Below are 23,212 nucleotides of genomic sequence, written 5' to 3'. Positions count from 1 at the left end.
TCTCAACCCCGCCGGCTTGCGCGTTGGCTGCGGTAGGTGTCCAGCACCACGGCAATCACGATAACGGCGCCGGTAATGATGCGCTTGGTCGGCTCGGTCGCGCCGATCTGCGCCAGGCCGGCTGCCAATACAGAAATGATCAACACCCCAAAGAACGTGCTGATCACCGAACCACGCCCGCCCATCAGGCTGGTGCCACCGATCACCACTGCGGCAATCACCTGCAGCTCCAGGCCGGAGCCGGCATTCGGGTCGGCCGCTTCCAGGCGGGAAATCTGGAACAGTGCCGCCACACCGGCCAACAGCCCCATCAGGCTGAACACCAGGATCTTGTAGGGTTTTGGATTGATCCCCGCCAGACGCACCGCTTCTTCATTGGTGCCGATACCAATCAGGTAGCGACCGAACACAGTGCGCGTCAGGACCGCCTGGGCAACGATAATCACCAGCAAGGCAATGATGAATGATGGCGAGATACCAAATGCCACCGGGTTGGACAGCCAGGCAAAGGAGTCGCCGATATAGGCGGTGCGCGAGCCTGTCATCTGGTAGGCCGCGCCACGGGCCATTTCCAGCACGCCGAGGGACACGATGAACGACGGAATACGCCAGGCCACGGTGATGGAACCGGTGATGGTCCCGGCCAGGGCCGCACAGCCCATGCCGAGCAACGCCGCCGGGACTACGCTCCAGCCCCAGCCGAGGATCGCCACGCTGACCGCAGATGCTGCCAGGGCCAGCACCGAACCCACCGACAGGTCGATGCCGCCGATGATCAGGATGAACGTCATGCCGACCGCCAGCACCATCAGGTCGGGAATCTGGTTGGCGATGGTGCTGAAGGTGTCATAGGACCAAAAGTGGCTGCTCAGGGCCGAGAACAGCGCAATCATCGCCATCAAGGCACCTGCCAGGCCCAGGTAAGTGCCCAGGCCGTAGAAATTGCCGCCGGCTTTTGCGGTTGGAGTTGCTGTTTTCATGGGGTTGTCCTGGGCGCTGCTTCGTTGAGCAACGCATCACGTTTCTGATAGCCGGCAAACGCGGCGGCAAGCAATTCGTCCTGGGTCCAGCTGTCACGCGCGAAGGTTTCGATCAAGCGTCCGGCAGACAGCACGCCGATGCGGTCGCAGATCAGCATCAGCTCGCGCAAGTCGCTGGACACCACCACCAGCGCCTTGCCCTGGCGGGTCAAGTCGCCAAGCAGCGCATAGATATCAAATTTGGCGCCGACGTCGATGCCACGGGTCGGTTCGTCGAACAGCATCACCGCGCAATCGCGCTCAAGCCAGCGGCCGATCACCACCTTTTGCTGATTGCCTCCCGACAGCTCGGACACCAATTGCGCGGGGCTGGAGCTGCGGATGCGCATGGCGTCGATCTGCCGCTTGGCCAGCGCCGCTTCATCACGCCCATTGACCAGGCCGGCGCTGGACACCTTGGCCATATTGCCCAGGGCCGTGTTGGCGCTGATGGACTGGCTGAGCAACAGGCCCTCGCCCTTGCGATCCTCGGTGATCAGCGCGATGCCGTGCCCTACCGCATCCACCGGCGAGCGAATGCTCACCACCCGGGCCGGCGAGCCGAGGGCCACCGTGCCACTGTCGGCCAGGTCGGCACCAAAGATCAGGCGCAGCAACTCCGTACGACCGGCACCGATCAGTCCGGAGATGCCGTAGATCTCACCGGCGCGCACCTCAAAGGACACATCCCGGACCTTGTCCGAACGGGTCAGGCCCGTGACCGTCAAGGCAGGCGCGCCAATGGTGCGCGGGCCGAGGTCGATGTGCTCGCCCAACTCGCGACCGACCATCAGCGTGACCAGTTGCTCGCTGTTGTAGTTGGCCATTGGCTCGACACACACCAGTTGGCCGTCACGCAGCACCGCAATGCGCTGGGCCACGCGGGCCAGCTCTTCCAGGCGATGGGAAATGTAGATAATTGCCACGCCCCGAGCCTGCAGGCGGCTGATTTGCTCAAACAGCATCTCGACTTCACGGGCGGTAAGCATTGCCGTCGGTTCGTCGAGGATCAGCACATGGCAGTCGCCGATCAGGTTGCGGGCGATCTCGACCATCTGCTGATGACCGATGCCCAGGCTGCCAACCAGGGTGTCCGGGTCGATGGCATCCAGCCCCACGTGTGCCATGGCCTCGATCGCGGCCTTGCGCAGTTGCTTGCGGCTGATCCAGCCACCACGACTGGGCAGGTTATCGAGGAACAGGTTTTCGGCTACGGTCAGGGTCGGCAGCAGGTTGAGCTCCTGCATCACCATGCGGATCCCCTGCTTTTCCGCCTGGGTGCGGCTGGCCGGGGCATAGTCCTGGCCGTTGAACTGCATCTGCCCGGTGGTGGGTGTAACCAGGCCACCGATGATCTTCGACAGGGTGCTTTTGCCCGCGCCATTCTCACCGGTCAGTGCCAACACCTCGCCGCGATTGAGCGTCAGGGTAATGTCAGACAAGACAGGCTGGGCATAGGTCTTACCGATACCGCTGACCGAGAGGACAGTGGTCGGTGCGGAAGATGACATAGGAAAATCTCCAGGCGCCCGCTCGACGTGAACGGGCGCTGTAGTGCGCAGCCAGGGATTATTGCTTGAGGACGAGTTCTACCGGCGTTTCGATCACGCCATCCACGGACTCGACCTTTTCACCCTTGACCAGCTTCAGCGCGTTCTGGATACCAAACACTGCTTGCTGCGCAGCCGCCTGGTCGGCGGTGGCCAGGATGCGGCCGTCCTTGAGCATCGGTTTGATCGCGGCGATATTGTCGTAGCCAACCACCTGGACCTTGCCGGCCTTGCCTGCCGCACGTACCGCAGAAACGGCACCCAAGGCCATATTGTCATTACCGGCCAGCAGCGCCTTGAGGTCTGGGTATTCGCTCAACATGGCAGCCGCGACCTTGTTGCCCTGGTCGATCTCCCAGTTACCGGACTGCACGGAGACAATCTTCATACCCGCCCCATCCATCGCATCCTTGAAGCCGGCGGTGCGTTGCTGGGCGTTGGTGGTGGTCGGCACACCTTCGATAATCCCGACCTTGTCGCCGCTCGCCAACTGCTTGGCCAGGTACTCGCCGACCAGGCGCGAACCCTTGCGGTTATCCGGGCCTACGAAGGGAACCTCGAGGTTTTTGCTTTTCAGCACTTCTGGGTCGAGGCGGTTATCGATGTTGACCACCTTGATCCCGGCATCGGAGGCTTTCTTCAGTACGTTGACCAGGGCCTTGGAGTCGGCGGGCGCGATGACGATTGCGTTGACTTTCGCGAGGATCATCTGGTTGACGATATCAATCTGGGCCGAGGTGTCGGTTTCGTTCTTGATCCCGTTGGTGATCATGTCGAAATCGGCGGCATGGGCTTTCTGATAGTCCTTGGCACCGTCTTGCATGGTGACGAAAAACTCATTGGCCAGGGACTTCATCACCAGGCCGACCTTGGGTTTGGCGGCGCTGTCATCAGCGAATGCAGAGGAAAGAGGCAGGGCAGCGGATGCGGCAGCCAGGACAGCGGCAGCAAGCAAACGTCCAGCGAATGGCAGCTTCATGGGTTCACTCCGATCTTATGATTATTTTGAGCAACGCCTGCAGCTTCACCTCACTCACGGAGTGCTCGTGAAACATCTCGCAAACGTTTGCGCTAAACAAACTATGCGAATAAGGCTGAATTTTGTCAACGAAAGAAACGGGCTTTTTCCGTGCACGCTCTACTTCCTGCCCTACAGCCCACCCCCCTCGTGCCTAAACATCCGGGCTAGGCGATCGTTCTCTAAAACGACAGACCTGCGGCCGCATTTCAGAAGCGTCTTGTTGATTTTTCCGGAATGAATTTCGGACAACCGAACGCCGAAGCCGCCAGCGTTCGGAAATTCGGACACGAGCTAAAGCCAAAAACTCACACACCGTTAAAAATTTGTTTTAAATCAGCAGGTTAAAAACAATCCTCAAACAAAATCTCGCTGGTACAAATCCTGCTCTTAATCAGCACCTTGTGGTGCTCAGCGCAGCCCGGGGTGTTCTGGATGAACCTGCACATGCACTCATCAAAACTAGAGAGAAAAATAATGAAATCTGCACTCAAGAACTTTGTTCCGGGCGCCTTAGCCCTGCTGCTGCTCTTCCCGGTTGCCGCCCAGGCCAAGGAAGTTGAATCCAAGACCAAGCTGTCCAACGTGGTGGTACTGGCCACTGGCGGCACCATCGCCGGCGCTGGCGCCAGCGCGGCCAACAGCGCCACCTACCAGGCGGCCAAGGTCGGTATCGAACAATTGATCGCCGGCATTCCCGAGCTCAGCCAGATCGCCAACGTGCGTGGCGAGCAAGTGATGCAGATTGCTTCCGAGAGCATCACCAACGAAAACCTGCTGCAACTGGGTCGTCGTGTCGCCGAACTTGCCGACAGCAAGGACGTGGACGGCATCGTGATCACCCACGGCACCGACACCCTCGAAGAAACCGCCTACTTCCTCAACCTGGTGGAAAAGACCGACAAGCCAATCGTCGTCGTGGGCTCCATGCGCCCGGGCACTGCCATGTCCGCCGACGGCATGCTGAACCTGTACAACGCCGTGGCCGTAGCCGGCAGCAAGGACGCACGCGGCAAAGGCGTACTGGTGACCATGAACGACGAGATCCAGTCGGGTCGCGACGTGAGCAAGATGATCAACATCAAGACTGAGGCCTTCAAAAGCGCCTGGGGCCCACTGGGCATGGTTGTAGAGGGCAAGTCCTACTGGTTCCGCCAGCCAGCCAAGCGTCACACCATGGGCTCGGAGTTCGATATCAAGAACATCAAGAGCCTGCCGGATGTTGAAATTGCCTACGGCTATGGCAACGTCAGCGACACCGCCTACAAAGCCCTGGCCCAGGCTGGCGCCAAAGCCATCATCCATGCCGGCACCGGCAATGGCTCGGTACCGGCCAAGGTAGTGCCTGCCCTGCAGGAACTGCGTAAGGAAGGCGTACAGATCATTCGCTCTTCCCACGTCAATGCCGGCGGTTTCGTTCTGCGCAACGCCGAACAGCCTGACGACAAGTACGACTGGGTCGTGGCCCATGACCTGAACCCGCAGAAAGCCCGCATCCTGGCCATGGTCGCCTTGACCAAGACCCAGGACAGCAAGGAACTGCAGCGCATCTTCTGGGAATACTGAGTTCACTCGGTAACCGATACGCCGCTATCGCTGTAGGCGCAGGCTTACCAGCGATAGCGGTCTACCTGATGTTGCATCATTGACTGACATCCCCCTATCGCCGGTAAGCCGGCCCCTATAAAAAACATTCCTGCCTTTCATAAATTTGCCGCCACACAGACTTCTTGGATTTTAAGCAGTTGCGAATTTTCTCACAGTTAAATACTGTATGTTCGTACAGCTAACTAAGGACTCCTCCGTGGCCAAGCCCTCCGCTGCAACACCAACACCTCCCGACGCCTACCAACGCCTGGCGATCCGCGTGCAAAAAATCATCAATTCCACCAACGCCCAAAAAAACAAAGCCGCGTTGATTTTTCGCCTGCCCGAGGAACCAGAGGACGAATGGGCACGACTACTGGAGGAAATCGCAGAAAACGACAACGTCACCCTCGCCTATCGCGATGATGGTGGGGTGCAGATTTTCTGGGTCGTGCCGAAGGAAGATTGAGTCAATGAGTGTCCGTTTTATCGCCCTGTTCTGTGTTTTTTTTGCCACCGCCGCCCACGCCCAAGCCCCACGCACCTTCAGTGAAGCCAAGAAAATCGCCTGGAAACTCTACGCTCCGCAATCCACGGAGTTTTATTGCGGCTGCAAATACACGGGTAACCGGGTAGACCTGAAAGCCTGCGGCTACATCCCACGTAAAAACGCGAACCGGGCCGCGCGCATCGAGTGGGAGCATATTGTCCCGGCTTGGCAGATCGGGCATCAACGCCAGTGCTGGCAAGACGGCGGACGCAAAAACTGCACGCGTACCGATACTGTCTTCAAGCGCGCGGAAGCCGACCTGCACAACCTGGTACCGAGCATCGGCGAGGTCAATGGCGATCGCAACAACTTCAGCTTTGGCTGGTTGCCAGTGCAGAGCGGGCAATACGGTTCATGCCTGACTCAAGTGGACTTCAAGGCCAAGAAGGTCATGCCCAGGCCATCTATCCGCGGCATGATTGCCCGGACTTACTTTTACATGAGTAAACAATACGGTCTGCGCCTGTCGAAACAGGACCGCCAGTTGTATGAAGCCTGGAACCGGACCTATCCCGTGCAGCCTTGGGAGCGCCAGCGCAATCAAACCGTGGCATGCGTGATGGGGCGCGGCAACGAGTTCGTCGGCCCGGTGAACCTCAAGGCCTGCGGATAAACGCGAGCGGGATCCGCGGATCCCGCCAACCCCCTTGTTACTGGCGGACCTTGTGCTCGATCACCAGCGACTCGGCGTCGGTCTTCTTCTTTTTCACCAGCCTTTCCTGCAACTGGACCTGGCGAGCCTCGGCCTCGGCCTTGCTGGCGAATGGTCCCAACAGCACCAGGTCCTTGCCGTCTTCCTTGGCCAGATAGAAAGTAAAGCCGTTTTCCAGCAACCAGGCGGTCAGGTCGGTCAGCGCCTGCAGTTTGTTGTCGGGCGAGCGCACCAGGATATCCCACTGCACAGCGGCAACCGCAGGCGCCTGGGCCTTGGCGGCTTCAGCTTTGTCTCGGGGGGTGTCGAGATTGGGCCCTTCACCGCATCCGGCCAACGCCAATACCACAATTGCCATCGCTACTTTACGCACTGCCCTGCCCCTTTAATGATCAAAGAGGCAACTTTATCATTCGCTGCCTATTCTGGCCGTCATAAACGTTGGCTTAAACATTGCGAAGGATGTTTCCCAGACCTGTATGATGGCGCCATGGGAATTAATGCCGCCTCCATGCGTCCTAAAAGAGGCAGCCACAGGGAAGCGCTTCACAGTAAGCTACACGCAACCGACATCCGCCCTGTTAGAACATGCGTCCTTCAAAGCAATCAAGGAGAAGTCCATGCTGATACTCACCCGCAAAGTCGGTGAAAGCATAAATATCGGTGATGACATTACGATCACCATTCTGGGCGTTAGCGGCCAGCAAGTAAGAATCGGCATCAATGCTCCCAAAGATGTTGCCGTGCATCGCGAAGAGATTTACCAGCGCATCCAGGCAGGCCTGACTGCACCGGACAAACGCGAAACACCTTGAAGCCCTCCCAGTAGCCAGCCCGCTCGTCCCCTGTAACGGCTGGCGAAAGCCTCTTGGCCTGTCTACGGTATTCCGTGATCAGCGCAGCATTCGCGCCAGGCCCAGCCACTTGCCATCCCCTCCCCCGGCTCACCCGCGGAACTTGCGGGCCGTTTAACAGACAAACCCCTCCAGGAACGCTACAAAACCTTACAGTGCCCTCGGAGCGCGTTAATGAGGCGATCCCGCAAAGAGCCCTATACCCGTAAATCCTGGATAATCGCCCTGGTGATTGCCCTGGCTTTCGTAGCGATCGGGTATGGCCTCAGGTTTTATATGGAAGGCACTACCACCGTCCAGGATGCCAATTCATGGCCAGACCTGGCGTTGTTTCTCGGTGGCTATCTGTTCTGCTTCTGCCTCAAGCCCATCCAGGCTGCGATCCAGCGAAAACTCAGTCGTCGAGCGTTTCGCCAGGCCCGCCAGAAAACCCCCTCTTGAAACAGCGATTGGATCCCATGCTTAAATCAGGAGGAACTATCCACTTCGGTAGCACCCATACCCATACATCCCATAAAAAACGTTATCGATATGGACATAGAACATAACGCCAAGAACCTATTGTTCTTGATCGCACAACTCTCGGCAGATCACCCAAAGTCTTCCGCGCAATTGCACGGCAAGCCCGATGACGTCCTCGCGGGCCTGCGTCAACTTCATCTGCTGCACCTGATCACGGGCACCATTACCCACGGGAGCATCAAAGATCCATTGGGCTACCAGTGGGCTAGCGCTGAAAACATCCTGCTGACCAAGCGTGGCGAGGCATTCAAGCCGGTGTAGAAGGCCGCAAGCGCAGTGAACCGGCGGCGTCGCACTGGACATGTACGCGGTCATAACTCGCAATCGTCGGATGATCCGTCACCATTGGCTCCCCATGCGCCGAGGTCACCACTAGGACGTCCGCACCCGCCGCCTCACCGGCGCGGATCCCCACCGGGGCATCCTCGAACACCAGGCATTCACCTATCGGCACCCCCAGACGCTGGGCGCCCAGCAGGTAACAGGCCGGATCCGGCTTGCCGCTGGCCACATCCTCAGCCGTGATCATGACAGCCGGCGGCACCAGGCCTGCCGCGTGCATACGGCGCAGGGCAAGGGCCTTGGGCGCAGACGTGACCACGGCCCAGCGGTGGGCAGGCAAACTCTGCAAAAATGCCACAGCGCCTGGGATTGCCAGTACGCCCTCCACATCCTCGATCTCTGCCTCGGTAATCCCTCGCGCCTCAGCCTGCGCGTCCACCCCCGGCAACGCCTGGCGGTTGATCGTATCGATGGCCCGAACACCGTGGATGGTCCCCAGAAACGCCTCGACATCCAGCCCGTGGCGCCGCGCCCAGGCAGCCCAGACCCGCTCTGCGGCAGCAATAGAGTTGAGTAGGGTACCGTCCATATCAAACAGAAATGCACGGTACGGACGATCAAATACAGCCGATTCTTTGACGGACACTGCTGGGCTCCCTCTTATGCTCGCTGCCCATTATCGGGCCCTGATGCAATCTACGGATCGGCCCAGGCCTTGTAAACGAAGGATGACGCCAGGCCGTCAGCAAACCTGACCGCCGCTCTCCGGGATATCTTGCGGCGTATTCCACGCGGCCAGTACCGCGACCCTAAGCCCTTCGACTGTAGCCCCCAGTGCCATTGAGGGCTGAGGCCCGGCCCCCTGCCCTGGCAGAAAAGGAACATGGATAAACCCACTGCGCACGCCAGACCCCGCCAAGGCATGCTGCAAGCTGTAGAACACTTGGTTACACACAAAGGTGCCCGCCGTGTGCGAGACCGAAGCGGCGATGCCAGCGTCGCGCACCGCCTTGACCATGGCCTTGACCGGCAAGGTACTGAAATAGGCCGCTGGCCCTTCAGGGATCACCGCCGTATCGACAGGCTGAGCCCCCAGGTTGTCCGGGATCCGCGCATCGTTGAGGTTGATCGCCACTCGCTCGATAGAAATATCACTGCGCCCTGGCCCCAGGCCGGTGGCAATTACCAGTTGCGGTTGATGCTCGGCCAGCAACTGGTTCAAACAGATAACCGCAGTGGCAAAGGCACAGGGCAATTGGCGGGCGATGATGGTGACGCCTTCTTGCAATTGCACCCCGTCCAGTTGACGCACAGCTTCCCAGGACGGGTTGATCAGGTCTTGATCGAACGGCTCAAACCCCGTCAGTAGCACAGTCCCCATCACCACCTCACATCAACACATAAAGAAGGACGATGTTGACCAGCAACATCATCAACGCCGTGGGCATCTGCGCCTTGATCACCGCGTTTTTGTCAGGCAATTCCAGTAGCGCCGCGGGCACAATATTGAAGTTCGCCGCCATCGGCGTCATCAACGTACCGCAGTACCCGGAAAACATGCCAATGGCCGCCATTACCGCCGGGTTGCCACCATAAATCCCCACCAGTACCGGCACACCAACACCGCCGGTCATCACCGGGAAGGCGGCAAAACCGTTGCCCATGATCACCGTGAACAGCGCCATGCCCAACACATAGACCATCACCGCCACCAGCTTGTAATCCAGGTTGATATAGGTGGTGGTGACGTGAGCCACGGCCGTCCCTACGCCAGCCTCGTTAAACAGCAAGCCGAGCATCGCCAGCATCTGCGGCAAGACCATGGCCCAGCCCAGGGCTTCGGTCAGGCGTCGCGACTCCCGCAAGGCCTGCACCGGCGTGTCGCGGGTCAGCCAGCAGGCCAGGCCCAGGGCGATCAGGCAGCCGAGGCCGAGGGATACGAACGTGGTGTTTTTCGGGTCCAGCAGTGGCACGCCGCCAATCTCGACGTTCTTGAGCAGCACAGAGCCGATTACGGTGGTCAACGGAATGGCCAGGGCCGGAATAAACAGTTTATGACCCAGCCGGCCGGCGCTGGCACGGGAGGCTTTGTCATGCAGCTCGACATGGGCACCACGCCCCACCCCGCCGAGCCCGGCGATCAACGCCATCAGCACCACGCCGACGCCCACGACCACCGACGGCAAGTGCTCGCCCACCAGGAACGGGATGGCGAACAGTAGCCAGAACAACGCACTTGACCAGCGTTTGGGGTGGGTGCGGTCAGCCAGGATCATGCCCGCGGTAATCAGCAACAAAACCCCGGCGAGCCAATACAGATATTGGATAGAAATGATCATTGCGCGGCCTCCGGCTGAACGCTGGCGGGCGCGGTGGCTGTCAGTTCGCGGGTCAATCTTCGGTCAAAGCGGTGCAAACGTATCGCGTGCACAATGAACGCACAAATCGCCGTGGGGATGCCCCAGACCGCAATATGCAGCGGTTCGACATCAATGCCAGAGCCCAGCAGGAAGGTGTGCATCAAGGCAATCGCACCAAAGGCCACGAAGATGTCTTCACCAAAAAACAGCCCCACGTTGTCCGTGGCGGCGCACATCGCCAGGACCTTGTGGCGCACCTTGTCCGGCAGTTTGCCAAAGCGTTTCTCGGCCGCGCCTTCCGCCATGGGCGCCAGCAATGGGCGCACCATTTGCGGATGCCCGCCAAGACTGGTCAGGCCCATGGCCGCTGTGGATTCGCGAACAAACAGATAAATGATCAACAGACGCCCGACGGTGGCGCGCTCGAAGCGCGCAATCCAGTTCTGCGCGTGCAGGCGCAGGCCATGGCGCTCCAGCAGGCCGATAACGGCCAGGGGCAGCAACAGGATCAGTTGCAAGGCGCGGGTCTGCAGGAAGCCATCGCCCATGGTGGCGAGGATTTTTTCCAAGGGGAAGTGCGCGGCAAATCCGGTGGCAATCGCTGCCGCCGTCACCACCAGCAACGGATTGAAGCGCAACACGAAGCCGACCACGATGACGAGCACGCCAATCAGCGGCCAAAGGTTCACAACAGTTTGCATGGCGTTGAGTCCTTGATTGCGTGCTGCGACGCCTGCCTCGCTGATAAGCAATGGCGGGGAGCCCGACGCGGATTTTTATTATTGACCGGGTAGGTCGAGGGTCATTGGCGGGCATCTTTGCTGCTTGGAGCGGAGGGTGTCCAACAAGAAAAATTGTTGCTGCAAACCAATAAAGTTTGTGAGGGGATGGCAGGCAATTACAGGCATGCCACGATTTGCGTGGTTCAAATCGTGGCATGCCCTGCCGGGTGAACCTGCTTGATCAGGGCTGCCAAGCTCTGGACGCAGCTGCGGCCTTGAATTTGGCGCTGTTTTGCGGTGTGGCTGGTGGCTCGGAATCACCAAAAATAGCTTTAAGCCAGTGCCCATCGGTAGGGTTGGGGAAGAGAACAAACTTGCGACCGAACTGTTGCTTGTCTTCGGTCATCAGCGCCATGCGCTGCTGCACATCGGACACGTAGTACTTGCGCTTGAAGTCATTGAGGTTGTCGCCCAACATCACGACCACTTCATAATCCTTGGCAATTTCCAGTTGCCTGGGCTCTTTATTGGATGTGTCGCGGTAAACCGTCAGGTGCTTTTCATCCGCAAAGGGAAGCTTGCTATTGCGCAGGTTTGCCAAGGCGTATTCATAGGTTTTGTCGCCCTGGTCACGGCTCGTGACGTAGAAAACCTCTACCCCTTTTGATTGCGCATAATTCAAAAACTCCACTGCGCCGGGCGTGGCCACCGGGCCGTTTTCAGCCACCCATTTATCCCAGGCGGCATCATCGAAGAACTCCTTGCCCGAATTGATCATGTAGCCCCAGTAGCTGTTGCTGCTCAAGACGGTGTCGTCGATGTCGCTGATAATCGCCAACGGCCGATCGCCGGCTTTGTGCGCTTGCAGGGCACTGTCCAGGCGCATCTTGGCAATATTGAAACCTTGATAGTAAAGCGCCTCGAACTCGGCAGCCGTCTGCCTCCAGGCGACGGCTGAAGTCAGATCATTGGAAACAACACTTGTGACTTGCCCTGACCATACCGGCGCACACTGAAGCATCAATAACGAGAAGAGAATGGGAGCGGCGAAGATCTTGTTGTTTTTCTCTACTTTCATTTTCAAACCCATAATTAAGGTCCAGACAGCCTCAGAAGGCACTGCAAGGGTGTTGTTCTATAACACCCTGCAGGTCGGCTCAATATGAGTGTCGCGATCGTGGATCAATCAGGCGCAACTCCCGCATTTACCAGCGGTGTGTAACTTGCGGTCAACACCGTGCCTGGCGCCGGCAGGTGGATGGTATTGTTGACTGTAGAGCAGGTAGTACTGCGATTGAACAGGTTCTGAATGCCCGTGCTGACCTGATCATTTTCACTGAGTTGGTATTGGCTGATCATATCGACGGTGGTGTAGCGGTCGACCTTGCGTCGTCCAAAGCTGGCAACGCCATCCAGGCGATAATCAGCGCGTCGAAATAAGTGGCCTGCACGCGGTTGCTCCAGGCTTCACTCGACTTGAACTCAAGGTAAGCGGTCAGTTTGAGCGGTGGGATGCGGTAGCCAGTCACGACCTTCAGGCTGCTCCCGGACCTTCATCCAGGTAAAGCTACCGCCGGCGCAGGAGCGCTCATTGAGCTTATGTTGCAGTTGCGCAAAGCCACCGAGGCTGCGCGCTGTCAGGTCGGGGTTGAAGTAGCGCCCCACAACAGTCCTGTATTGCCTTGATTCCCCAGCGGCGTGCGAAGCGTGACCCCGCTGCCGAACACTTCACTGTTGCTTATCGTGAGCTTGGGGATTCCATGTACTGCCGAGAAGTATGGCGCCGGGACCAATCAAGCAACCCCAATAACCATTTAGGCCTGGATAGAAAAGCGGCCCGAATGCCGCAGTGGCAAGAAAAGTGACCCCAGCCCATAACCGCTTACGCGGGGTGAACCACTCGCGGAACGCTTCAAGCTTTTTACCGGCCATTACCACCTCCTTGTTTGATAAGCAGCAAAGCATATCACCCACTTTAACGAATCACGCCAGCCGGCGAGGCAGGCGCACGCAGGGAGGTAAGCCATGAGCGCTTTCGCAGTGTTTGGTATGAACTTCGCGGTCGCCAAGGCAGAGGCCGGCAAGAAAGCAACAAAAAAGGGCCCACCTGAGGAGAAAATCGTTCTCATCTCAATATGCTTACGTCACTCAGTAAGCAATCTGCTCTTAAACCTCTGTAGTGGTCTACTAATCCCGGACACTCCTTGGTATCTGATGCGGCTATTGAATCATGGCACAATACTATCGACGGCAGCTTGGAGTCGCCTGACACCCGATAGAGCCCTAACCGATAAAGGACTTACGATGCACACTCGCATTAAGATGCTTGGAGCCGCTATTGGCTTCGCTTTCCTCACCGGCTGCGCATCAGTGCCAATGGGTGCCCCTGATGCAGATGCCAAGCTAAAGACCTTCTCAGCGCCCCCACAGGACCAAGCAGGACTTTACATTTACCGGGATAGCTTCGCGGGTCAGGGCTTAAAAAAGACCGTGACAGTGGATGGCAAGACGATTGGTGAGACAGCTAATCGCGTCTACTTCTACCGACTGGTAAACGCGGGTAGCCACACGATTGGTACAGAGTCGGAATTCAGCGACAACGTGATTAACTTGGTTGCGGTGGGTGGCAAGAATTACTACATCCGACAGTCAATAAGGATGGGGGTGTTTGTTGGTGGTGCCAGTCTCACTGTGGTGCCTGAGGCAGTAGGTCAAGCACACCTGCAAAAATGCGAGCTAGCAGCTTCACGGTGACGTCACCAAATAATCCCGTGGACACATTGACTGAGTCCACGGGATGCCTCCATCTCTGACTCACAGCCTGTATAGCTGGCGTGAGTCTCTAACGCTCAAAATCAACCTTTTCTTCAAGTATGCGAACAGCCCGGTTTCGAGTGTCCACACCCCAGTAAACGCCCTGAAGTACGCACGCGCCATGGTTGGTCACTTACTATCTGCCACGTCGGTAGAGGAATTTTTAAAAACCGGCCACTCCACACCCTACTTAGATCCACTGAAGGAGTTTGTGCTGGGTGATGATCACGCCATGAGCGATACACACGACATCTTCTACTGGTTCTTTCCGCACAAGCATCATCAAAGCATCAAGCTCTTCATGTGAGATTGGGGAGTTGCAGCCGCATCGGTAGCAATCGGCTTAGCTGCGCAAGAGGGGATGCTCGGAGCTTAACTTTCTACACTATAAGCGTGAGGTTAACCTGAGTGTTTCCTCATAAAATTGATGCGTCTATATTCCACCAGATTACCTGAGCCTCAAGGGGAATGAATGCCGAGTACGAATGATGTCTTTCAGAAAAACATTGATGATATTGCATTAATACTGATTCGAAAATTTGGTCTCAGGTTTAAGCAAGAAGACGAGAAATTGAACTGCCCGCTAGATAGATGGCTGGACTTCAGATGTCGTTACATTGCTCCTTTACCGCGCAAGGTTGCATTGTCTAATGCATTCCCAAAGGCCAATCTTCCGCTGAGCGCGCAACGCGGGTTGTCAAGCTTGCTAAGGAAATTCACTGCTGGAGAGAATGTCAATCCCTATCAAGGTCGAGGGCTGATTATCCGCAACGACACCAGCGGGTCAAAAAAACACACTCGAACTGACTTGCTGTATGCAGACTGGAACATGTTGCACTTCCACCTAAGCGACGAAATCATCCCGTCAGGACAATTCTTCTCCAAACCAGCAGACTACCTTGCTTTTTGTATGATAGGGGGAGATGTAGTGGCCGTGGTAGACGTGCTCCCTCACCCAAATCGAGCGGGATTCGCTAATACCGACCTCTTTGCAACGCTGGCTAACTCATGGCCTCAATACATCGCGCAATATGAACTTAATGGAGTACTTGCGGGAAATACCTTTTCTTCCTCAGATATCAGTCAATTGCGCGAGGCAGGAATCACTACATTTGTTGAACATGACGGCAAGGTGTATATGGGCCCGGGCGGTGGGATAACTTCAGCTGGAACCTCTCTGCGGGTTGGGCGCAGTTCTGATTACCTCAGGGATACCGCAAATATGCTCGCTAATATAGTGGATGATCCTCATGGTCAGTTTCAGGTGCATCCAGTAATCAAGGAAATTTCGGAGCCTGATTTCATGCTTGCCTTGGACTGTCGCGGGCTTTGTGTAAGAGAAAACACGAGTCAAACCCACTTCCTAATTAAACGGCCCGTGGCTAATCAAAAGCCTACCCGCTTTGAGGCAATGAGCGATATGTTAGTCCCCGATTGGGCCATTAGTTAATTTTTAATCTTGCTCAGTCCTTACGCAAGTCCCCTCACTGAGAGGCGACCACACGCTTCCCAATAGGTGCCCCATGCAAAAGCAATCCGACGACTACACCAAGATCAGTGCCGAGAGCGGGCCTTTTAACGCCTTGATTCGATTACCGAAGCCTTGTATTCCAGCTTCAAACGCTGGACAGCGTTGAGTTGTTATCTGGCCGACGGCGCGGTGCCGACGCAGCGGGCAAGTGAAATTGGGGAGTTCTTACCACATCGCTGGCAACCGGCTTAGTCACGCAAGAGATGATGCCTGACCGCTTACGCTGTTTTTGGATCTTTCGGGTCAGAATGTTCGACTCTCCAGCTTCCCTGCGGTCGAGTTGCAAGGGGATCAGATGGTCGCACTGACTGCCCAGATGTCTATCGTAAGCTATCCCATAAAATAAACAGTCAAAGGAGCAACCATGCGGAGAAGGTGGGATTTACCTGCACTCAAGGATCATATTCGCACCAGCGAACCCGACAAAAAATGGCTGCTTAGTACCGTCGACTCGGTTTATCAATCCCTATGCATATATCAGTACCACAAGAATGCGGCTCGCAAGGCGTTTGCCGCCTATTACGCTGATCACGACCCAGACGGAATTAAAATGTTTGCTGCCGCAATGATGGCAGGGTCAGACGAGGAGCTAGAGGAGTTCGCGGCTGCCAAGATCGCGAGCGAAGCAAACCTGATTGCCGCAATCAATATTACCCGCAATACATTCGATATCTTTGCTCAGATAGTTAACGCCATGGCACTCCCCAATCCAATACCCATCGAGGATTGCACCATCAGCAAGGTGCGTGACACCCTTCCTGAAGGCCCACTGAGAAAGGAAATAACACGAGCCACTAAGCTCCATTGGTTTCGATATCTAGCTGGATTCAGCAACACAATCAAACACCGCCAACTCATATCGCACAAGACATCACAGAAGTACGAAGAGGGTACTGGTGAATATCTTGGAGGTGGGGCGGAGGTAGCGGCCTTCAAGCATCACCGAAAAGAATTTAAGAGCTATTGGGTACAAGAGGTGCTGCAAGGCACAGTCGAAATGCACAATGAAATTGTCACCCTCGGCATCACCCTCAACGAACATTGCCTGACTCCAGCCACACCCTGACCGTAACGAGATCAGCGCTCAATTTGCCCAGCGTGAACGAACCCGATATTTTGTGAACGTTCTGTAGAAATCCAAGACAACAAAAAAGGGCCCACCTTTCGGTGAGCCCTTCTAGACCGCCCAGCAGAGCGGATTTTGTTTGGTAGGCGCGATTGGACTCGAACCAACGACCCCCACCATGTCAAGGTGGTGCTCTAACCAACTGAGCTACGTGCCTGCTGTGAGGCGGCATTCTACGGAATTCCCGAGGGGTGTCAACACCTTTTTTGAAGCTAAGCCTATGAATATGCGAATTTTTTATTTTTCATTAGCCGCGCGGCTTTTTCCGGGTGGCTGGCAGGGTATTTTCAACTGAGGTAGGATCGGCGCACTCGTAAAAAATATAAAACAGAGGTTCCAGTATGGCGAACACCCCCTACCCCCAGTCGTATTACGCAGCGTCCGCCAATGCGGTTCCTCCCCGGCCAGCGCTGCAAGGTGAAGTCGAAACCGATGTGTGCGTGATCGGCGCCGGCTATACCGGGTTGTCGAGCGCGCTGTTCCTGCTGGAGAACGGCTTTCGCGTGACGGTACTGGAAGCCGCCAAGGTAGGTTTCGGTGCATCTGGGCGCAACGGTGGCCAGATCGTCAACAGCTACAGCCGTGATATCGATGTGATCGAACGCAGCGTCGGCCCCCAACAGGCACAGCTATTGGGACAAATGGCATTTGAGGGCGGCAGGATCATTCGTGAGCGGGTAGCCAAATACCAGATTCAGTGCGACTTGAAGGACGGCGGGGTCTTCGCTGCGCTCAATAGCAAGCACATGGGCCACCTGGAATCGCAGAAGCGTTTGTGGGAGCGCTACGGCCATACGCAGCTGGAGTTGCTCGACGAGCGGCGCATCCGCGAGGTAGTGGCCTGTGAGAACTACGTGGGCGGCCTGCTGGACATGAGTGGCGGGCATATCCATCCGCTGAACCTGGCATTGGGTGAAGCGGCGGCAGTGGAGTCCCTGGGCGGCACTATCTACGAACAGTCCGCCGCCGTGCGTATCGAGCGTGGCGCCACCCCTGTGGTCCACACGGCGCAAGGCAAGGTAAAGGCTAAATTCATCATCGTCGCCGGCAACGCGTACCTGGGCAACCTCGTGCCCGAACTGGCAGCCAAGTCGATGCCATGCGGCACACAAGTGATCACCACCGCACCTCTGGGGGATGAACTGGCTAAAACCCTGCTACCCCAGGACTTCTGCGTCGAAGACTGCAACTACTTGCTCGACTACTACCGACTGACCAGCGACAAGCGCCTGATCTTCGGTGGTGGCGTGGTGTATGGCGCGCGGGATCCGGCGAATATCGAAGCAATCATCCGACCGAAGATGCTCAAGGCCTTCCCGCAATTGAAGGATGTAAAAATCGACTACGCCTGGACCGGCAACTTCCTGCTGACCTTGTCTCGCCTGCCCCAGGTTGGCCGCATCGGCGATAACATCTACTACTCCCAGGGCTGTAGTGGGCATGGCGTGACGTATACGCACCTGGCGGGCAAGGTACTGGCCGAAGCCCTCAGAGGCCAAGCGGAGCGTTTTGACGCGTTTGCCGACCTGCCGCACTACCCGTTCCCGGGCGGCCAACTGCTGCGCACTCCATTTGCAGCGATGGGCGCGTGGTATTACGGGCTGCGGGACAAGCTGGGCTTCTGATCGACACCCTGCAGGAACCGGCTTGCCGGCGATGGCGATCTTGACGACGCTATCGCTGGCAAGCCCTCCCCTACAGGTCGCATCATCAAATCGCAGACACAAAAAACCCCGGTCTTTCGACCAGGGTCTTTGCTATCGATCCAATCAAGCATGAAGCTTGCTTTGGCGCTCTCGGGGTGTTCAGTGGACCCCGGAACAGATATGGCGCAGCGGACGGGACTCGAACCCGCGACCCCCGGCGTGACAGGCCGGTATTCTAACCGACTGAACTACCGCTGCGTATCGCTCAGACTGCTGAAGTGTCACCTTCAACCGCCTTCAAACATCTGATTGAGCAGCCTTGGCTGTTCAATCTCAAACCCGACATGTCGGACCTGGAAAATATGGCGCAGCGGACGGGACTCGAACCCGCGACCCCCGGCGTGACAGGCCGGTATTCTAACCGACTGAACTACCGCTGCGCGTCGGTGCAACTTTTAACGTTGCGTCTTACCCGAAGGCAAAACTCTCAAGAAGTGGTGGGTGATGACGGGATCGAACCGCCGACCCTCTGCTTGTAAGGCAGATGCTCTCCCAGCTGAGCTAATCACCCTTTGCTTCGTTGAGGCCGCGAAATTTACGCAGATAGCGGACCTAAGTCAATAGCCTGCTTGAAGTTTTTCTGAAAAAGACAAAATCACGTCAAGACAGCTACCCGCCCTACTCGCTGTAAATCATCTTCTTGCTCATGCCGCCATCCACCACGAACTCTTGCCCCGTCACAAACCCAGCGCTGCGCGACAGCAGCCACGCCACCATGGCGGCCACATCCTCAACCGTCCCAACCCGGCCCGCAGGATGCTGCGCATGATCGGCGTCACTCAACGGCTCTGCGCGGCGCGCGGCGGGATCACGGGCATCGATCCAGCCAGGGCTGACAGCATTGACCCGAACCTCCGGCCCCAGGCTGATGGCCAGCGCATGGGTCAGGGCCAGCAGGCCACCCTTGCTCGCCGCATAGGCCTCGGTGTCCGGCTCCGACTGCCTGGCCCGGGTAGAAGCCAGATTGACGATAGAACCGCCGTGGGCACGCAGATACGGTGCACAGTGCTTGGCCAGCAGCATCGGCCCACTGAGGTTCACCGCCAGCACCCGATTCCAGTAAGCCAGGTCCAGGCTATCCAACGTGATATTGCGCGGGTCGGCCACCGCGGCATTGCACACCAGGGCATCCAGGCGCCCGAACTGGCCCAGCACTTCAGCAACCCCAAGGGCCACCTGCTGCTCATCGGCCACGTCCATGGTGATAAACCAGGCGTTATCGCCCAGCACCTTGGACACTTTGGCGCCCCGCTCGCGATCAAGATCGGCCAACACCACTTGCCAGCCTTCGCTGATCAGCCAGGCAGCGATCCCCAGGCCGATACCCCGTGCAGCGCCCGTTACCAACGCGACCCGGCCATTACTGGCGCCAGCCGCCTCCTGGGACCACTCGATCACAAGGCAGCCAGCCCGCGGGCCAGATCGGCCTGCAAGTCAGCCACGTCTTCCAGCCCCACTGCAACCCGGATCAGGCTGTCGCGGATACCGGCCGCTTCACGCTCCTGCGGGGCCAGGCGCCCATGGGAGGTGGTGCTTGGATGGGTAATGGTGGTTTTGCTGTCACCCAGGTTGGCGGTGATGGAAATCAGGCGCGTGGCGTCGATAAAGCGCCATGCGCCCTCTTTACCGCCCTTGACCTCAAAACTCACCACCGCCCCAAACCCGCGCTGCTGACGCTGGGCCAACTCATGTTGCGGGTGGCTCTTCAAGCCGGCGTAGTGAACTTTTTCGATGCCGTCCTGCTGTTCCAGCCACTCGGCCAGGGCCTGGGCGTTGGCGCAATGGGCTTTCATCCGCAGGCTGAGGGTTTCCAGGCCCTTGAGGAAAATCCAGGCGTTGAACGGGCTCAGGGTCGGGCCTGCGGTGCGCAAGAAACCCACTACTTCTTTCATCTGCTCGCCACGACCGGCCACTACACCGCCCATGCAACGGCCCTGGCCATCGATGAACTTGGTAGCCGAATGCACCACGATATCTGCGCCCAGCTTCAGCGGTTGCTGCAGGGCGGGCGTGCAGAAGCAGTTATCCACTACCAGCATCGCACCTTTGGCGTGCGCTACTTCGGCAAGGGCGGTGATGTCTACGAGCTCTGCCAGCGGATTGGACGGTGACTCGACGAACAGCAATTTGGTATTGGCCTTGATGGCCCCATCCCAGCCAGAAAGGTCTGCCAGCGGCACGTAGTCGACTTCAATGCCAAAGCGCTTGAAGTACTTCTCGAACAGGCTGATGGTCGAACCAAACACGCTACGCGATACCAATACATGGTCACCGGCGCTGCACAGGCTCATGACCACCGCGAGGATGGCCGCCATGCCCGTTGCCGTAGCGACGGCCTGCTCTGCACCTTCCAGGGCCGCGATACGCTCTTCGAAGGCACGTACGGTCGGGTTGGTATAACGGGAGTAAACGTTACCCGGCACTTCGCCAGCAAAGCGAGCCGCCGCGTCCGCCGCAGTGCGGAACACGTAGCTGGAGGTGAAGAACATCGGGTCACCGTGTTCACCTTCCGGCGTGCGGTGCTGGCCGGCGCGCACAGCCAGGGTATCGAAAGCCACGCCATCGAGGTCGCTGTCCAACCGACCGGCATCCCATTCCTGACTCATGCTGCCACTCCTTCACTCAATTCTTTATTTAAGATACAAAACCGGCCCCTCAGGGCCGGTAGTCAATCAGTTGTTGTACAGATCGATGATCGCGCTGACCGCCTGGGTCTTGATCTTCGAGGAGTCGTTGCGCGCCTGCTCGATCTTGTTCAGGTAAGCCTCATCGACATCACCGGTCACGTACTTGCCATCGAAAACCGCACAATCAAACTGCTCGATCTTGATCTTGCCGCCGCCAACCGCCTCGATCAAGTCAGGAAGATCCTGATAGATCAGCCAATCAGCGCCAATCAGATCAGCCACATCCTGGGTCGAACGATTGTGCGCAATCAGTTCGTGGGCGCTCGGCATGTCGATACCGTACACGTTCGGGTAACGCACGGCAGGCGCAGCGGAACAGAAGTACACGTTCTTCGCCCCGGCTTCACGGGCCATCTGGATGATCTGCTTGCAGGTGGTGCCACGCACGATGGAGTCATCCACCAACATCACGTTCTTGCCGCGGAACTCCAGCTCGATGGCGTTGAGCTTCTGGCGTACCGACTTCTTGCGAGCCGCCTGGCCCGGCATGATGAAGGTGCGGCCGATGTAGCGGTTCTTGACGAAACCTTCGCGGAACTTGACGCCCAGGCGGGTGGCCAATTCCAGCGCAGCGGTGCGGCTGGTGTCCGGGATCGGGATCACCACGTCGATGTCGTGCTCTGGACGCTCGCGCAGGATCTTCTCGGCGAGCTTCTCACCCATGCGCAGGCGCGCCTTGTACACCGAGACACCGTCGATGATCGAATCCGGGCGCGCCAGGTACACGTGCTCGAAGATGCACGGGGTGAGCTTGGGGTTGATCGCGCACTGGCGGGTGTGCAGTTTGCCATCTTCAGTGATGTACACCGCTTCGCCCGGGGCCAGGTCGCGCACCAGGGTAAAGCCCAGTACATCCAGGGATACGCTTTCGGAGGCGATCATGTACTCGACGCCTTCGTCGGTGTGACGCTGGCCGAACACGATAGGACGGATGCCATGCGGGTCGCGGAAACCGACGATCCCGTAGCCGGTGATCATTGCCACGACTGCGTAGCCACCCACGCAACGGTTATGCACGTCGGTCACAGCGGCGAACACGTCTTCTTCGGTTGGCTGCAACTTGCCGCGCTGGGCCAGTTCGTGGGCAAACACGTTGAGCAGCACTTCCGAATCGGAACTGGTGTTGACGTGGCGCAGATCAGATTCGTAAATCTCCTTGGCCAACTGTTCAACATTGGTCAGGTTACCGTTGTGCGCCAAGGTAATGCCGTAGGGCGAGTTGACGTAAAACGGTTGAGCTTCGGCCGAAGTCGAGCTACCGGCAGTCGGATAACGCACATGGCCAATACCCATATGCCCGACCAGGCGCTGCATGTGACGCTGATGAAACACGTCACGTACCAGGCCATTGTCCTTGCGCAGGAATAACCGGCCGTCGTGGCTGGTCACAATACCGGCAGCGTCCTGGCCGCGGTGCTGGAGGACGGTTAGCGCGTCATACAGCGCCTGATTGACGTTCGACTTACCGACGATACCGACGATGCCACACATGCGACGCAACCCCTACTTAATGAATCTTGACTGAACACTACTTACTGCGGCGTGTTGCCCGGCAAGAGGTGCTCCTTGAACGGAATATCAGCGGGTACGCTGATACCGCTGGCCAGCCACTGACTACTCCACCCCAATATGAGGTTCTTGGACCAGTCTGCAACCAATAGAAATTTTGGCACGAGACTCGACTCCTGCCACCAAGCATCCTGCTGCACCGGGCCCAGGCTCAACAGCCCGACCGCAACGACCCCTAGCAACGCGCCACGCGCGGCACCGAAGGCCATGCCGAGAAATCGATCGGTCCCGGAGAGGCCGGTGACACGTATCAATTCGCCGATAAGATAATTGACCATTGCTCCCACCAGCAGCGTGGCGATGAACATGATGGCGCAGCCCGCGATGACACGAGCCGAAGGTGTTTCGATGTAGCCAGCCAAGTAAACGGCCAGAGATCCGCCGAACATCCAGGCGACGACTCCTGCAACGATCCAGGTCAGCAGCGATAATGCTTCTTTGACGAAGCCGCGGCTTAGACTGATCAATGCGGAGATGGCGATGATGGCTACGATCGCCCAATCAACCCAGGTAAATGGCACAGTGCAGCCTACAGACGGATAAGGCGGCGCATTTTAGCAGAGCGCTGGGCTATCGGTAAGCGGTGATTGGCGGTCCATTGCAAATCAATGGGTTGTGGCAAGCTGCGGCCATCTCAGACGGGCATAAACCAATGTGGGAGCG

General features: G+C 57.7%; 25 protein-coding genes, 4 tRNA genes and 1 pseudogene. 11 read left to right on the top strand and 19 right to left on the bottom strand.

The annotated features are described in order from the left end of the window. Positions 1-2: 2 nt before the first annotated feature. From FIV38_RS02435 to FIV38_RS02425, 3 genes are read right to left on the bottom strand one after another with little or no spacing between them, the layout of a single operon-like run. Positions 3-980 carry an ABC transporter permease gene (locus tag FIV38_RS02435; protein WP_070995071.1) on the bottom strand — a complete coding sequence of 326 codons (978 nt, stop codon included), beginning with the start codon at positions 978-980 and terminating at the stop codon, positions 3-5. Beyond that, a complete protein-coding gene (locus tag FIV38_RS02430) occupies positions 977-2,530 on the bottom strand; it encodes a sugar ABC transporter ATP-binding protein (RefSeq protein ID WP_029294223.1) in 1,554 nt (517 codons plus the stop codon). The genes FIV38_RS02435 and FIV38_RS02430 overlap by 4 nt, the downstream gene beginning before the upstream one ends. Before the next feature lie 58 nt (positions 2,531-2,588). Beyond that, positions 2,589-3,548 (bottom strand): sugar ABC transporter substrate-binding protein, encoded by a 960-nt coding sequence (locus tag FIV38_RS02425; RefSeq protein ID WP_092231376.1) that lies wholly within the window; start codon positions 3,546-3,548, stop codon positions 2,589-2,591. A gap of 516 nt (positions 3,549-4,064) precedes the next feature. Here FIV38_RS02425 and FIV38_RS02420 point away from each other — a divergent pair. The 3 genes from FIV38_RS02420 to FIV38_RS02410 all read left to right on the top strand — a co-directional run bounded on the left by FIV38_RS02420 (position 4,065) and on the right by FIV38_RS02410 (position 6,337). Continuing rightward, positions 4,065-5,153 carry an asparaginase gene (locus FIV38_RS02420; protein ID WP_029294218.1) on the top strand — a complete coding sequence of 363 codons (1,089 nt, stop codon included), beginning with the start codon at positions 4,065-4,067 and terminating at the stop codon, positions 5,151-5,153. Positions 5,154-5,391: 238 nt separating this feature from the next. After that, positions 5,392-5,643: a DUF1654 domain-containing protein gene (locus FIV38_RS02415; protein WP_029294216.1), complete on the top strand. Its 252-nt coding sequence runs from the start codon at positions 5,392-5,394 to the stop codon at positions 5,641-5,643. Between the two features lie 4 nt (positions 5,644-5,647). Further along, positions 5,648-6,337 (top strand): endonuclease, encoded by a 690-nt coding sequence (locus FIV38_RS02410; protein ID WP_092231378.1) that lies wholly within the window; start codon positions 5,648-5,650, stop codon positions 6,335-6,337. 37 nt (positions 6,338-6,374) lie between these two features. Here FIV38_RS02410 and FIV38_RS02405 read toward each other — a convergent pair whose 3' ends face one another. Next, positions 6,375-6,749, bottom strand: coding sequence for an SPOR domain-containing protein (locus FIV38_RS02405; protein WP_092231381.1), 375 nt, complete (start codon positions 6,747-6,749; stop codon positions 6,375-6,377). A 247-nt stretch (positions 6,750-6,996) separates the two neighbouring features. Between FIV38_RS02405 and csrA the strand changes: the two genes are divergently transcribed. The 3 genes from csrA (at position 6,997) to FIV38_RS02390 (ending at position 8,013) form a co-directional block, all read left to right on the top strand. Then, positions 6,997-7,191 (top strand): carbon storage regulator CsrA, encoded by a 195-nt coding sequence (csrA, locus tag FIV38_RS02400; protein WP_007920550.1) that lies wholly within the window; start codon positions 6,997-6,999, stop codon positions 7,189-7,191. Positions 7,192-7,404: 213 nt separating this feature from the next. Next, positions 7,405-7,671, top strand: coding sequence for a hypothetical protein (locus FIV38_RS02395; protein WP_029294203.1), 267 nt, complete (start codon positions 7,405-7,407; stop codon positions 7,669-7,671). A 90-nt stretch (positions 7,672-7,761) separates the two neighbouring features. Continuing rightward, on the top strand, positions 7,762-8,013 hold the full coding sequence (locus FIV38_RS02390) for a hypothetical protein (RefSeq protein ID WP_029294201.1): 252 nt from the start codon (positions 7,762-7,764) through the stop codon (positions 8,011-8,013). Here the strand turns inward: FIV38_RS02390 and FIV38_RS02385 are convergent. The 7 genes and pseudogenes from FIV38_RS02385 to FIV38_RS02355 form a co-directional block, all read right to left on the bottom strand. Beyond that, complete coding sequence (locus FIV38_RS02385) at positions 8,000-8,680, bottom strand: HAD family hydrolase (RefSeq protein ID WP_092231384.1); 681 nt, start codon at positions 8,678-8,680, stop codon at positions 8,000-8,002. The two genes, FIV38_RS02390 and FIV38_RS02385, sit on opposite strands and share 14 nt — an antisense overlap. 96 nt (positions 8,681-8,776) lie before the next feature. Continuing rightward, entirely contained in the window at positions 8,777-9,415 is a 639-nt protein-coding gene (gene pcp, locus FIV38_RS02380) for a pyroglutamyl-peptidase I (protein WP_029294197.1), read from the bottom strand. A 7-nt stretch (positions 9,416-9,422) separates the two neighbouring features. Then, on the bottom strand, positions 9,423-10,373 hold the full coding sequence (locus FIV38_RS02375) for a DUF979 domain-containing protein (protein ID WP_092231387.1): 951 nt from the start codon (positions 10,371-10,373) through the stop codon (positions 9,423-9,425). Further along, positions 10,370-11,095 (bottom strand): DUF969 domain-containing protein, encoded by a 726-nt coding sequence (locus FIV38_RS02370; protein WP_029294194.1) that lies wholly within the window; start codon positions 11,093-11,095, stop codon positions 10,370-10,372. Before FIV38_RS02370 ends, FIV38_RS02375 begins: the two co-directional genes overlap by 4 nt. A gap of 262 nt (positions 11,096-11,357) precedes the next feature. Then, positions 11,358-12,194, bottom strand: a complete 837-nt coding sequence (locus tag FIV38_RS02365; protein ID WP_092237214.1) for a 5'-nucleotidase, lipoprotein e(P4) family — start codon at positions 12,192-12,194, stop codon at positions 11,358-11,360. Positions 12,195-12,298: 104 nt separating this feature from the next. Then, positions 12,299-12,694, bottom strand: a pseudogene (locus FIV38_RS02360) (TonB-dependent receptor domain-containing protein); the annotation flags it as partial. A 150-nt stretch (positions 12,695-12,844) separates the two neighbouring features. Then, on the bottom strand, positions 12,845-13,048 hold the full coding sequence (locus FIV38_RS02355; protein WP_092231389.1) for a hypothetical protein: 204 nt from the start codon (positions 13,046-13,048) through the stop codon (positions 12,845-12,847). A 93-nt stretch (positions 13,049-13,141) separates the two neighbouring features. Between FIV38_RS02355 and FIV38_RS30200 the strand changes: the two genes are divergently transcribed. The 4 genes from FIV38_RS30200 to FIV38_RS02335 all read left to right on the top strand — a co-directional run bounded on the left by FIV38_RS30200 (position 13,142) and on the right by FIV38_RS02335 (position 16,527). Further along, positions 13,142-13,870 (top strand): DUF2846 domain-containing protein, encoded by a 729-nt coding sequence (locus FIV38_RS30200; RefSeq protein ID WP_235860938.1) that lies wholly within the window; start codon positions 13,142-13,144, stop codon positions 13,868-13,870. Positions 13,871-13,913: 43 nt separating this feature from the next. Further along, complete coding sequence (locus FIV38_RS02345) at positions 13,914-14,237, top strand: hypothetical protein (RefSeq protein ID WP_092231392.1); 324 nt, start codon at positions 13,914-13,916, stop codon at positions 14,235-14,237. Positions 14,238-14,402: 165 nt separating this feature from the next. Next, positions 14,403-15,380, top strand: coding sequence for a hypothetical protein (locus FIV38_RS02340; RefSeq protein WP_092231395.1), 978 nt, complete (start codon positions 14,403-14,405; stop codon positions 15,378-15,380). A 445-nt stretch (positions 15,381-15,825) separates the two neighbouring features. Beyond that, positions 15,826-16,527 (top strand): hypothetical protein, encoded by a 702-nt coding sequence (locus FIV38_RS02335; RefSeq protein WP_092231398.1) that lies wholly within the window; start codon positions 15,826-15,828, stop codon positions 16,525-16,527. Positions 16,528-16,667: 140 nt separating this feature from the next. Here the strand turns inward: FIV38_RS02335 and FIV38_RS02330 are convergent. Continuing rightward, positions 16,668-16,744: transfer RNA gene (locus FIV38_RS02330), tRNA-Val, on the bottom strand. Positions 16,745-16,928: 184 nt separating this feature from the next. On the opposite strand from FIV38_RS02330, the gene FIV38_RS02325 reads away from it, so the two are divergent. After that, entirely contained in the window at positions 16,929-18,212 is a 1,284-nt protein-coding gene (locus tag FIV38_RS02325) for an NAD(P)/FAD-dependent oxidoreductase (RefSeq protein WP_092231401.1), read from the top strand. A 202-nt stretch (positions 18,213-18,414) separates the two neighbouring features. On the opposite strand, the gene FIV38_RS02320 is transcribed toward FIV38_RS02325, so the two are convergent. The 7 genes from FIV38_RS02320 to FIV38_RS02290 form a co-directional block, all read right to left on the bottom strand. Further along, positions 18,415-18,491 (bottom strand) — tRNA-Asp (locus FIV38_RS02320). A gap of 105 nt (positions 18,492-18,596) precedes the next feature. Then, positions 18,597-18,673 (bottom strand) — tRNA-Asp (locus tag FIV38_RS02315). Positions 18,674-18,728: 55 nt separating this feature from the next. After that, a tRNA-Val gene (locus tag FIV38_RS02310) sits at positions 18,729-18,804 on the bottom strand. Positions 18,805-18,911: 107 nt separating this feature from the next. Then, entirely contained in the window at positions 18,912-19,691 is a 780-nt protein-coding gene (locus tag FIV38_RS02305; protein ID WP_070995078.1) for an SDR family oxidoreductase, read from the bottom strand. Continuing rightward, positions 19,688-20,899 carry an O-succinylhomoserine sulfhydrylase gene (locus tag FIV38_RS02300; protein ID WP_070995079.1) on the bottom strand — a complete coding sequence of 404 codons (1,212 nt, stop codon included), beginning with the start codon at positions 20,897-20,899 and terminating at the stop codon, positions 19,688-19,690. Before FIV38_RS02300 ends, FIV38_RS02305 begins: the two co-directional genes overlap by 4 nt. Before the next feature lie 66 nt (positions 20,900-20,965). Next, a complete protein-coding gene (gene purF, locus FIV38_RS02295) occupies positions 20,966-22,471 on the bottom strand; it encodes an amidophosphoribosyltransferase (protein WP_029294156.1) in 1,506 nt (501 codons plus the stop codon). A 41-nt stretch (positions 22,472-22,512) separates the two neighbouring features. After that, the gene (locus FIV38_RS02290; protein ID WP_092231404.1) at positions 22,513-23,070 is read right to left on the bottom strand and encodes a CvpA family protein; all 558 of its coding nucleotides are present in this window, start codon (positions 23,068-23,070) and stop codon (positions 22,513-22,515) included. Positions 23,071-23,212: the final 142 nt, after the last annotated feature.

Source organism: Pseudomonas proteolytica, assembly GCF_007858275.1.
GTDB lineage: Bacteria > Pseudomonadota > Gammaproteobacteria > Pseudomonadales > Pseudomonadaceae > Aquipseudomonas > Aquipseudomonas proteolytica.
The sequence above is the reverse complement of the archived record's forward strand: the minus strand, read 5'-3'. Positions and strand labels throughout refer to the sequence as shown.

Coding starts and splice junctions, on each gene's coding strand:
- FIV38_RS02435 (WP_070995071.1), bottom strand. CDS start 980: ATGAAAACAGCAACTCCAACCGCAAAAGCCGGCGGCAATTTCTACGGC.
- FIV38_RS02430 (WP_029294223.1), bottom strand. CDS start 2,530: ATGTCATCTTCCGCACCGACCACTGTCCTCTCGGTCAGCGGTATCGGT.
- FIV38_RS02425 (WP_092231376.1), bottom strand. CDS start 3,548: ATGAAGCTGCCATTCGCTGGACGTTTGCTTGCTGCCGCTGTCCTGGCT.
- FIV38_RS02420 (WP_029294218.1), top strand. CDS start 4,065: ATGAAATCTGCACTCAAGAACTTTGTTCCGGGCGCCTTAGCCCTGCTG.
- FIV38_RS02410 (WP_092231378.1), top strand. CDS start 5,648: ATGAGTGTCCGTTTTATCGCCCTGTTCTGTGTTTTTTTTGCCACCGCC.
- csrA (WP_007920550.1), top strand. CDS start 6,997: ATGCTGATACTCACCCGCAAAGTCGGTGAAAGCATAAATATCGGTGAT.
- FIV38_RS02395 (WP_029294203.1), top strand. CDS start 7,405: ATGAGGCGATCCCGCAAAGAGCCCTATACCCGTAAATCCTGGATAATC.
- FIV38_RS02390 (WP_029294201.1), top strand. CDS start 7,762: ATGGACATAGAACATAACGCCAAGAACCTATTGTTCTTGATCGCACAA.
- pcp (WP_029294197.1), bottom strand. CDS start 9,415: ATGGGGACTGTGCTACTGACGGGGTTTGAGCCGTTCGATCAAGACCTG.
- FIV38_RS02375 (WP_092231387.1), bottom strand. CDS start 10,373: ATGATCATTTCTATCCAATATCTGTATTGGCTCGCCGGGGTTTTGTTG.
- FIV38_RS02370 (WP_029294194.1), bottom strand. CDS start 11,095: ATGCAAACTGTTGTGAACCTTTGGCCGCTGATTGGCGTGCTCGTCATC.
- FIV38_RS02365 (WP_092237214.1), bottom strand. CDS start 12,194: ATGAAAGTAGAGAAAAACAACAAGATCTTCGCCGCTCCCATTCTCTTC.
- FIV38_RS02355 (WP_092231389.1), bottom strand. CDS start 13,048: ATGGCCGGTAAAAAGCTTGAAGCGTTCCGCGAGTGGTTCACCCCGCGT.
- FIV38_RS30200 (WP_235860938.1), top strand. CDS start 13,142: ATGAGCGCTTTCGCAGTGTTTGGTATGAACTTCGCGGTCGCCAAGGCA.
- FIV38_RS02345 (WP_092231392.1), top strand. CDS start 13,914: ATGCCTCCATCTCTGACTCACAGCCTGTATAGCTGGCGTGAGTCTCTA.
- FIV38_RS02340 (WP_092231395.1), top strand. CDS start 14,403: ATGCCGAGTACGAATGATGTCTTTCAGAAAAACATTGATGATATTGCA.
- FIV38_RS02335 (WP_092231398.1), top strand. CDS start 15,826: ATGCGGAGAAGGTGGGATTTACCTGCACTCAAGGATCATATTCGCACC.
- FIV38_RS02325 (WP_092231401.1), top strand. CDS start 16,929: ATGGCGAACACCCCCTACCCCCAGTCGTATTACGCAGCGTCCGCCAAT.
- FIV38_RS02300 (WP_070995079.1), bottom strand. CDS start 20,899: ATGAGTCAGGAATGGGATGCCGGTCGGTTGGACAGCGACCTCGATGGC.
- purF (WP_029294156.1), bottom strand. CDS start 22,471: ATGTGTGGCATCGTCGGTATCGTCGGTAAGTCGAACGTCAATCAGGCG.